A 7,407-nucleotide genomic window follows, 5' to 3' on the forward strand; every position below is an offset into this window, starting at 1 on the left:
TCAGCAATTTACGCATGCACGCGACGATCGCCACCATCTTCGGTTTCCCCCGCGCCACCAGCCGCTCGAAAAACACCCTCAACACTGGATTCCAACGAATGCAGCTCATGGCGACCATGAATAACGCTCTCCTTACGGCGCTCCGCCCATCCCAGATGAACCGCCGGCCCTGGCGTTTCCCGCTGTCGTAGCTGTACGGCGCCAAACCTACCAAGGCGGTGATCTGCTTGCCAGTCAATTGACCCAGTTCTGGAAGGTCGGCCAGCAGGGTCACGGCGATGACCTGCCCGACGCCGGGCACGCTGATCAGCACGTCGCACCGTTGATGCCACAACGGATCAGCTTCCACCCGATCAAGGAGTTCTTGCTCCAGCGTCTTGCAGCGCTGCTTGAGGTACTCAAGGTGCGCCTGAATGTCTTGGCGGACCGCGGAGTCGCACGTTTCCCGCAGCCGGTTGCCTTCAGCGACCAGCATCTCCACCACTTGCCGGCGTCGGTTCACCACGTCACGTAAGGCGCGCAGATGCGCGTCAGGCAGTCCGCGCACACATGGCCGGACGGCCTCGGCGTACTGGGCAAGCAACATCGCGTCGAGGGTGTCGTTTTTGGCGAGCTGCCCGGTCGCTTTGGCGAAGTCGCGCACTTGGCGGGGATTGGCCACAACGATCGGAAGGTGCAGCTCGGCCAGCGCGATCACCAAAGATTGCTCGTACCCGCCGGTCGCTTCGACGACCACCAGGTCCGGGCGGAGTTCAGCGAGACGCTGTGCCAGACGCAAAACGCCGTCCGGGTTGTTCGCTTCGGCGTCAATTTCGCCGGTAGGTCGGACGGCGAAATCCAGACGGTGCTTGCTGACGTCCACGCCGATAAACGTTTTTGAGTTCATCAGCACCTCCAGTGGGGCACTTCCAGCGCCGCCCTGTCTTGTGGATTCGAGGTGCTGCTCAGGCAACCATTCGTGCTCTACTGGAGGGTTCAGCGCGGTGACCTGGGCTCAAAAGCGGTCTCAAAGGAACCTGACCGTTTGCGATCTGTCCGCGCTGCGCCCCACCGCGAACATACAAGACCGTTTCATGCCATGAGAGCACTACGGACTTGCTCGAGATTGCTCCAGCCGGTTGGCTATCCTGAAGAGGCAATGCGTTATCTAGCTCTCCTCCTGTCGGCCTGCATGTTCACGTCATCTAGCCTTGCTGCTCAATTTTGCCCGGATAAGCCTGTGGTCCTAAAGAGCCTTTTGGGAAGCAGGCCACAAGGATTGGGATTGATCAATGACTGCGGCTCTGAGATTGAAGCGGCAATCAGAAAAGCATTAGGTGACGACCAAATTAAAGACTTTATGGATCAGGGAAATGTTTTTGAGATGTATGCAACTAGAGATATGGATGCGATAGACAATATATTTAAGGCTTTTGCTAAGAATAATTATGTTTTTGAAAGAAATAAAAACATAAATAAAGCCTCCTCTGATTTTGTTAATATGATTAGGTATGAAATTCGACCGTCTTCATATTCTGGATATGCTTTCTACAAAAAAGGCATAGCAAGGAATAAGGGCGATTTCGCATTCTCAATAATCATTATGGACATCCCACGCGGAAGAATAGTTTTTGTTTTCTCTAATAAGCGGGACAAGATTGAAAAGATCTAATAGCAATATTTTAAACTGAGTGAGTCGGCGTGGTGAAAATACCACGCCGACATCTTTTCATAACTTGGACGACGCGGTTATTACCGCTTACAACAGGGAGCGGCACATGGAAGAGTTTTTCGGCCGAATCCGGCCCAGCGCAAAAGAAGGACGCTGGAGTCACCCAGCGTCCTTCTTTTGTAGTGAGGTCAGTCCGCGAAGGTCCGGACGTCAACGCAGACGGCGGTGCCGTCCTTGTCGGACACAAGGTGAACCTGGAAGGCGCCCGAAGTCTCCAGACCTTCGAGCGTGGCGAGTTCATGGCTTTCCATGCCGCTCGGGTACTTGGTGCCCGTCCAGATACCGACGCTCGGCCCGAGTTCACCTCCGGCGTTGGAGATGTCCCAACCCTGCGCCTTCGCGACGGTCGCAATGGTCGTCTTGGTGGCCTCACGGTCCTTCGGGCCGATGAGTGAGACGACCGAGTACCCGTTGACGGTGGCGCTTCCGGTGCGGTTCCACTTATCGAGGAGAACGCATCCGGTGGTGTCCTCGGCTTTGAAACCTGCAGCGACAAAGGCGGCCTGAACCTTCGTCAGAGCTGCAAGCTCCGTAGCGGGCGCCTGGGGGCGGGTCGTTCCGCTCCCCGTTCCACCCGTCGTGGCAGAAGGGGCACAGGCAGCGAGAGTAAGAGCGAAGGTGGTGAGGAGGGCAAAGTTACGCACGGGCAGATTCTAGCGGAATCCTCCCGAGCAGGACGCGAAATTATATGGATGACAGGTAAAAGAATTTGTGGTTCCAAAAATCAGCTTTGCCCTGTGCCCTCGTCGAGTCGTCTGTCGGTTTCCTGGCGAGCTCGCCCGCCAACCAGCTCGTGCTCTTTCGTGCGAGTTGCCTCTCACAAAAGGCGGATCTAGGGCTGCGAATGCGTCCAAATCGATGAGGGTTCACAGGTATCCTTGCAGGGACATGTTTGCACCCCAAGACGTAAATTCACCGAACCACAAGGCCCTTGGATCAAAGTTTAAGCAGCAGCAGAATGCGCCCAACTACTGGGTTGGGCTTTTCCTCAATGTGTTGGGTGGCGGCGCCGGTTTTGCATTTATCAACAAGCCCGGGTCGGCACTTTCGGTTTCCGCACTTTTAATTCTTCTGAATATCCTTGGATTCTTTTTGGATCTCCCCAAAGGTGCCGGGATACTATTTTTAGTCGGTACTCTCTTCTGGTATCGCAATTTATATATAAGGGACTACTCCGAGACTGCTCATCATGTGAATCCTACTCCAATCCTACTAAAGGTTACAGTGACCGTGTTATGCTTTATAGTAAGCATAGCCGCAAGAATTTTGATTATCTTTCAGGCGCTTTACATCGCCGGAAGGCTTTGAAGAACAGCGTTGACCTCTGTGTGTAGAGTGGCTACTGAAGGGATCGAGCTGAGTAATGTGCAGAGGCGATAAAATACACGGCGTGCGACGATATCGAGCGTGAGTGTTAGACCGTATAACAGAACCGACCCTGCCACAAGAATCGCGGCACAGGGCTTCCCTGATGGGGAAGTCCTGTGCCGCGATTCCTATGCTGTCATTAAGGGAGCAGGCGGGTCACGCTCCCGAGCCCCACCACGATCCCACCGCCCGGCTGGACGTTCACGTCCGCGTTGTCCTTCACCACCACCACGCCACCCTGCCCGAACGTAGTGTCTATGGAGAGGTCCGTGTTGAAACGCGCCACCACCCGCTTGCCGCTTAAGACCGCCTAACAAAACCTCAGGTAGGGCTGCGAGGCTTGGGTATGCCCAAGCCTCAAGTCAGTGACGACCTCTGGGCGCTGATCCACCCCCTGCTCCCACCCGAACCCCCCAAACCCAAAGGTGGCAGGCCCCGCATCTCTGACCGGGACGCGCTCGAAGGCATCCTCTTTGTGCTCAGGACCGGCACGCCCTGGCAACACCTGCCGCTCGAACTCGGGTACGGCAGCGGCATGACGTGCTGGCGCCGCTTGCGGGACTGGCATGAAGCGGGTGTCTTCACGCGGCTGCATCACGTGCTGCTCGACCGCATGGCCGAAGCTGACCAACTCGACTGGAGCCGCGCCAGTCTCGACAGCACGACGGTCCCCGCGGCAAGGGGGGCTCTCAAACCGGTCCGAACCCGACGGATCGAGGACGTCCAGGAAGCAACCGGCATGTGATCGTCGACGGACACGGAACGCCGCTGGCGGTGTTGATCTCACCGGCCAATCGACACGACAGCATGCTGTTCGAGCCTCTGCTGGACGCCGTTCCCCTGATCCGCAACGGTCAGCGGGGCCACCCGAGGAAGCGTCCCGACACGCTGTACGCGGACAAGGCGTAGGACATCCCAAGATGCCGGCGGGCACGGCGAGCGGCGAATCAAGGTGCGCATCGCGAGACGCAGGGTGGAGTCGAGCGAGCGTCTGGGGCGGCATCGGTGGGTCGTGGAGCGGACCTTGTCATGGTTCAGCCGGTTCCGTCGGTTGAAGGTGCGGTATGAAGTGCGGGCGGACATCTTCTTGGCGTTCACGCAACTGGCGTGCTGCCTGATCACGTTCAGGCAGCACGCCAGGTTTTGTTAGGCGGTCTAAGACCCTAACTGGACAGCTTTGCTTGAAGTAGCAATTTGGTCACGTCGTATCCAATGGACGCGTCTAAGGGCGAGCCCCGAAGAATCCATCGCGTGTGGGCATCACCTGAAAGTCAACGTAGGGGGTCGGCACCCCGAACCAGAGCGGCGTGCCGTTCCCAACCGCCGACTCTCCCTCGAAGTAGAAGGGGAGCAGCACTGTGAAGGCTCGCCATCGGACAATCCTTCCTGGCGGTGAACTCCACAGGCGAACGAACCCGAGCGAAGCTCCCGCGTACACCCGTGTCCATACGCCTCTTGGGCATGAAACACCCTCGATGCTGCTCAAAGCGGTCACCTCCTGACCGTCGTGTCATTCCACGAAGAACACGCTCCTACAAGCTCTTTATCGAAGAGGTGACACGCTGACGTGTCGCTCTTACTCAGGCCGCATGTATCCATGTAAAAGGCTGATCGTCTCGTCGGCGTTCGTTCGTACGAGGCCTTCGTGGAACGCGAGGCGCTCCTCGAATTGAGGCCAGAGGTCGGGTGGAAGGTGGGTCCGGCACACCGAGAGGCATTCGAGCAGCTCGTCTCGCTGCTCCAGGATCAACTGCTTGGCTCGCTCACGTCGAGTCATTCCTCACGGTACTCCTGGTTTGCTTTGGCGGGGCGTGTAATGGCTTCGTACGCGGCCCCTCGTAGCGTGAGCTTGACGGGTTCGTCATTCAGAGATCCGTCCACAAGTTCAGGCAAGGAGTGCTATGCGGCGTGTTGCCCTACCGGTCTTTTTCGTCCTGGCTTTTGTGTCGTCGTGGCTCACGTGGTGGCCCCTGCTCACGGCGCACCTCGGGTGGAGGGATGCGGCGCCCGCGTCCCTGCATCTGTTTGGCAGTCTCGGCCCGGCCTTCGCGGCCTTCGTGGTCGCCGCGTCGCTCGGTCGGGACGCGTGGCGCGACCTCACCTCGCGTCTCTGGCGCTGGCGGGTGGGGTGGTGGCCGTGGGCGTTCGCGGTGCTCGGTCCCGTCGTGCTCCTTGCAGTTGGGGTGAGCGTGAGTGCGTTGCTCGGGTCCGGGTGGCCCTCGTGGCCCGAGCTCTTCCGCGTCGAGGAGTACGCGACGCTCGGGACGCTCGCCGTCCTCGCGGTGGAGATCGTCTTCTACGGCTTTGGGGAGGAGGTCGGATGGCGCGGCTTCGCCCTGCCGAGGCTGATCACACGCTTCGGTCCGCTGCGCGCGGCGGTTGTGCTGAGCGTGCCGTGGGCGCTGTGGCACTTCCCGCTGCTGTTACGGAACGAGACGTACGCATCCATGAACCCAGCGGCGCTTGTGGGGTGGTACGTGAGCCTGTTGACCGGCTCGGTCCTGATGACCTGGCTGTCGCTTCGCGCGCAGGGCAGTCTGCTCGTGCTGGCGATCTTCCATGGGTTGCTGGACGTGGCCATGGTGAACGAGGGCGTGTCGCCGTGGGGTGTTCAAGCGATGGGGGCGCTCGTGACCGTGTGGGGTGTGGTCGCGGCGTTCGCCCTGCATCGAGCTGAGCACGTCTCGGCATCGACGATGGTCAAGATGTAGCGTGCGCCCGGGTTGACGACCTCAGTTGTCGATCTCGATTCCAAGGCTCATCTGATTCGCGTGGTAGTCAGGGGACTCTTGGCGATGGTTGCAGTAGGGTTGCAGTAAAAGGTTCGAAAGACAAAGGACGCACTTCATGTGAAGTGCGTCCTGAACTTGGTGGAGGCAAAGAGATTCGAACTCTTGACCCTCCGCTTGCAAAGCGGATGCTCTCCCGCTGAGCTATGCCCCCTCGGGTGTCCCGCGCTTGCGGGCGCGCCCAGCCTAGCATTCAGGGTGAGGGTGTGTCCAGAGGGCGGGTGAAGATGGGCAGCTCCAGGAGGCGCGCGACGACCCAGCGCATGGCGCGCGAGCCGCCGTAGGAGACGGTGCTGTGGTTCTCCCCGGCGGAGACGAGGGTCTGGACGCCGCGGGTGCTGCCGTCCACGCGGCGGTTGCGGATGCCGTCGCGGTAATAGTTGCCCTCGACGGGGCCGTCGTCGCCGGCGCGGGGAGGGAGGACGCCGCCGCTCTGCACTTCGAGGTCGTAGGTGACGTTGTCGAGGGCGATGTCCTTGAGGTGCACGAAGGCGCGGCCGACGCGGATGGGCCGGCAGGACGGGACCAGGTCGATGGGCCACGGGCTGCCCCCGGGGGCGCGCTGGATGCGGCGCAGCAGGGGGGCGTTGTCGCGTTCCCAGAGGCTGCAGACGCCGTCGAGGTCGATGGTGACGTCGAAGGTGCTGGCGGGGTTGAGCCGGACGAGGTTGCGTGCCCAGGTGACGCCGTGGGAGTGCGCGAGCAGGATGATCCGGGCGGGGTCGCGGCGGCCCCGGACGAGGTCGGCCTCGACGGTGGCGAAGTCGGCCTGCAGCTGCTGGAAGCCGCGTTCCTCGCGTCCGGTGGTGGTGGAGACGTAGCGCGCGGCGGGGTGCGCGGCGTAGGTGTACACGGCGACGCGCAGGCCGCGCGCTTCGAGCGCTTCCCGGACGAGGTCGATGCTGCCACGTCGGCTGAGCGTCTCGACGTTCGCGTCGGGCGCGCCGAGGCAGGGGATGGCGCAGCGGCCCGACACGGCGAAGATGACGACGTCGGGACTGCCCGCGGGGCGGTCGGTGAGGTCCGTGCTGGCGGGGGCGGCGAGGGTGGGCAGGTCGGGCAGGTTGAGGGTGGTGGGCGCGCAGCTTCCGAGCAGGGCGACGCTCAGCGCGGCCCCGGCAAGGAAACGCGTGAATCTCATGGCGGGCTCATTCTAGCGGGTGCGTCCCTCCCGAGGATGGGAAGCTCCCGAGGAAACGTTCGCGGTGCGGTCCTGCGCCCCGGTCCCCGCGGCGAGGGACACCATCACGACCCGCGCGGCCCGCGCGGATCAGCCCGTCGTGTTCCGGATCCTCGTGGTCCTGCACGTCGGGATCGCCGTGGCCCTCACCGGGCGTTTCTTCATGGAGGTCATCCCGGAGTTCCGGGATTCGGGACGGTGAGCGTTCCTCACCTACAATGCCCTCGTGTTCCGCCGCGCCCCGCGTCTCCCGCCCTTCCCGCCGGGCTGCCTCCTCATGGGGGGCGCGGCGCGTGACCTGCTGCGGGGCCGCGCCCCGAAGGACCTCGACTGGCTCGCGCCCGATCCCGAGGGCGCCG

The 7,407-nt window shown here is 61.3% G+C and carries 8 protein-coding genes, 1 tRNA gene and 1 pseudogene; 5 read left to right on the forward strand and 5 right to left on the reverse strand.

What is annotated here, in order from left to right:
• The coding region (locus tag DEIPI_RS27800; protein ID WP_045233460.1) for an IS110 family RNA-guided transposase at positions 1-886 on the reverse strand (886 nt) is incomplete at its 3' end.
• A gap of 51 nt (positions 887-937) precedes the next feature.
• Here DEIPI_RS27800 and DEIPI_RS37235 point away from each other — a divergent pair.
• Positions 938-1,651, forward strand: coding sequence for a hypothetical protein (locus DEIPI_RS37235; RefSeq protein ID WP_157463410.1), 714 nt, complete (start codon positions 938-940; stop codon positions 1,649-1,651).
• Positions 1,652-1,839: 188 nt separating this feature from the next.
• On the opposite strand, the gene DEIPI_RS0102075 is transcribed toward DEIPI_RS37235, so the two are convergent.
• Entirely contained in the window at positions 1,840-2,355 is a 516-nt protein-coding gene (locus DEIPI_RS0102075; RefSeq protein WP_027480687.1) for a hypothetical protein, read from the reverse strand.
• 244 nt (positions 2,356-2,599) lie between these two features.
• Here DEIPI_RS0102075 and DEIPI_RS37240 point away from each other — a divergent pair, with 244 nt between their 5' ends.
• Positions 2,600-3,019 carry a hypothetical protein gene (locus DEIPI_RS37240; RefSeq protein ID WP_157463411.1) on the forward strand — a complete coding sequence of 140 codons (420 nt, stop codon included), beginning with the start codon at positions 2,600-2,602 and terminating at the stop codon, positions 3,017-3,019.
• 199 nt (positions 3,020-3,218) lie between these two features.
• Here the strand turns inward: DEIPI_RS37240 and DEIPI_RS37245 are convergent, their stop codons facing one another.
• The gene (locus tag DEIPI_RS37245) at positions 3,219-3,365 is read right to left on the reverse strand and encodes a hypothetical protein (protein WP_157463412.1); all 147 of its coding nucleotides are present in this window, start codon (positions 3,363-3,365) and stop codon (positions 3,219-3,221) included.
• 60 nt (positions 3,366-3,425) lie between these two features.
• Between DEIPI_RS37245 and DEIPI_RS36360 the strand changes: the two are divergent.
• Together DEIPI_RS36360 and DEIPI_RS0102105 are read left to right on the forward strand one after the other, a co-directional pair.
• Positions 3,426-4,229 (forward strand): annotated as a pseudogene (locus DEIPI_RS36360) (IS5 family transposase).
• Positions 4,230-4,980: 751 nt separating this feature from the next.
• The gene (locus DEIPI_RS0102105; RefSeq protein ID WP_027480690.1) at positions 4,981-5,790 is read left to right on the forward strand and encodes a type II CAAX endopeptidase family protein; all 810 of its coding nucleotides are present in this window, start codon (positions 4,981-4,983) and stop codon (positions 5,788-5,790) included.
• Between the two features lie 157 nt (positions 5,791-5,947).
• Here DEIPI_RS0102105 and DEIPI_RS0102110 read toward each other — a convergent pair.
• Both DEIPI_RS0102110 and DEIPI_RS27810 read right to left on the reverse strand, forming a co-directional pair.
• Positions 5,948-6,022 (reverse strand) — tRNA-Ala (locus tag DEIPI_RS0102110).
• A 39-nt stretch (positions 6,023-6,061) separates the two neighbouring features.
• Entirely contained in the window at positions 6,062-7,009 is a 948-nt protein-coding gene (locus tag DEIPI_RS27810) for a hypothetical protein (RefSeq protein WP_045233461.1), read from the reverse strand.
• A 64-nt stretch (positions 7,010-7,073) separates the two neighbouring features.
• Here DEIPI_RS27810 and DEIPI_RS37250 point away from each other — a divergent pair, with 64 nt between their 5' ends.
• Entirely contained in the window at positions 7,074-7,250 is a 177-nt protein-coding gene (locus DEIPI_RS37250; RefSeq protein WP_157463413.1) for a hypothetical protein, read from the forward strand.
• The last annotated feature ends 157 nt before the right edge of the window (positions 7,251-7,407 follow it).

This window comes from Deinococcus pimensis DSM 21231, assembly GCF_000519345.1.
GTDB lineage: Bacteria > Deinococcota > Deinococci > Deinococcales > Deinococcaceae > Deinococcus_A > Deinococcus_A pimensis.

What these genes read in the sequence shown, in the direction of transcription:
- DEIPI_RS0102105 (WP_027480690.1), top strand. Translation starts at nt 4,981, where the DNA reads ATGCGGCGTGTTGCCCTACCGGTCTTTTTCGTCCTGGCTTTTGTGTCG.
- DEIPI_RS27810 (WP_045233461.1), bottom strand. Translation starts at nt 7,009, where the DNA reads ATGAGATTCACGCGTTTCCTTGCCGGGGCCGCGCTGAGCGTCGCCCTG.
- DEIPI_RS37240 (WP_157463411.1), top strand. Translation starts at nt 2,600, where the DNA reads ATGTTTGCACCCCAAGACGTAAATTCACCGAACCACAAGGCCCTTGGA.